This window comes from Serratia sp. C2(1) (assembly GCF_036352655.1).
GTDB classification, from domain to species: Bacteria; Pseudomonadota; Gammaproteobacteria; order Enterobacterales; family Enterobacteriaceae; genus Serratia; species Serratia inhibens.
This window is the reverse complement of record NZ_JAZFBA010000025.1, coordinates 1-468: the sequence shown is the minus strand read 5'-3', so window position 1 is coordinate 468 and position 468 is coordinate 1. Positions and strand designations below refer to the sequence as shown.

Here is a 468-nt window from a genome sequence, read left to right as displayed (position 1 = left end):
GGGGCCGAGTTAGAACATCAAACATTAAAGGGTGGTATTTCAAGGTTGGCTCCACGCAGACTGGCGTCCACGCTTCAAAGCCTCCCACCTATCCTACACATCAAGGCTCAATGTTCAGTGTCAAGCTATAGTAAAGGTTCACGGGGTCTTTCCGTCTTGCCGCGGGTACACTGCATCTTCACAGCGAGTTCAATTTCACTGAGTCTCGGGTGGAGACAGCCTGGCCATCATTACGCCATTCGTGCAGGTCGGAACTTACCCGACAAGGAATTTCGCTACCTTAGGACCGTTATAGTTACGGCCGCCGTTTACTGGGGCTTCGATCAAGAGCTTCGCCTTGCGGCTGACCCCATCAATTAACCTTCCAGCACCGGGCAGGCGTCACACCGTATACGTCCACTTTCGTGTTTGCACAGTGCTGTGTTTTTATTAAACAGTTGCAGCCAGCTGGTATCTGCGACTGGCTTC

Annotated in this window: 1 rRNA gene; it reads right to left on the bottom strand. The window is 52.1% G+C overall.

From position 1 onward, the window contains the following. Positions 1–468, bottom strand: a 23S ribosomal RNA gene (locus V2S86_RS25365); the annotation flags it as partial.